Here is an 809-nt window from a genome sequence, read left to right on the forward strand (position 1 = left end):
GGCCGCGTGGTGCGCCCAGGCCGCCGCGCCGTACGGGTCGGGGAGGTCCTCCTGGGCCCGGGCCAGGTCCTGCCCGGTGCGGGCGGTCAGGGCCAGGTCCAGGCGCTCGTCGAGCTCGGCGTGGGTCAGGCGGCCCTGGGCGTAGTGCTCACGCAGGGCCTCCATCACCGTCTCGCGCTCCGTGTCGCCGACGCGGAGGTCGCGGCCGGAGGCGTGTCCGTGGGTCATCGGCGTCACTCCTCGGCAGGGTCGCCGTCGGCGAGGATCTGGTAGAGCCGTCGGCGGGTCTCGATCAACTGCTGCCTGGCCTGGCGGATCTGCGCCTCGGTCCCGGTCTGCAGGATCTGCATCATGGCGAACCCCGACTGGCGGGCCAGGTCCACCAGCTCCCAGGTGCCCTCGTCGACGTCGGGCGTCATCTCCTCCCAGGGCGCCCGCACCTCGTCGGAGTGCTCGGCGATGTAGGCCAGCCCGGCCTCGGTGAGCCGGAAGGTCTTGCGGCCGTCGTTCTCCTCCGACAGGACCAGGCCCTCGTCGGTGAGCTGCTGGAGCGCCGGGTAGACCGCTCCCGGGCTGGGCTTCCAGCCGCCCTGGCTGCGCTGGGCGATCTCCTGGATGATCTGGTAGCCGTTGCGGGGCTCCTCGGAGAGCAGCGCGAGGATCGCGGCGCGGACGTCGCCCCGCTTGGCCTTGCGCCCGCGGCCGAACGGCGGCCGCCCGCCGAACGGCCGCCGCGCCCCGCACCCCCTAGGGGCCCCGGCTCCAGTCCCAGGGGAATCCTCCGCCGCCGAACGGGCCGCCGAACGGGC

General features: G+C 74.7%; 2 protein-coding genes. Both read right to left on the minus strand.

All coding sequences use genetic code 11. The annotated features are described in order from the left end of the window. A partial coding sequence (locus tag ACWJ6R_RS37350; protein ID WP_449066707.1) for a DUF1707 SHOCT-like domain-containing protein occupies positions 1-228 on the minus strand: 228 nt, incomplete at its 3' end. A 5-nt stretch (positions 229-233) separates the two neighbouring features. Further along, positions 234-809, minus strand: a 576-nt coding sequence (locus ACWJ6R_RS37355) for a PadR family transcriptional regulator (protein ID WP_449066708.1), incomplete at its 5' end; no start/stop codon positions are given.

Source organism: Planomonospora algeriensis, assembly GCF_977012225.1.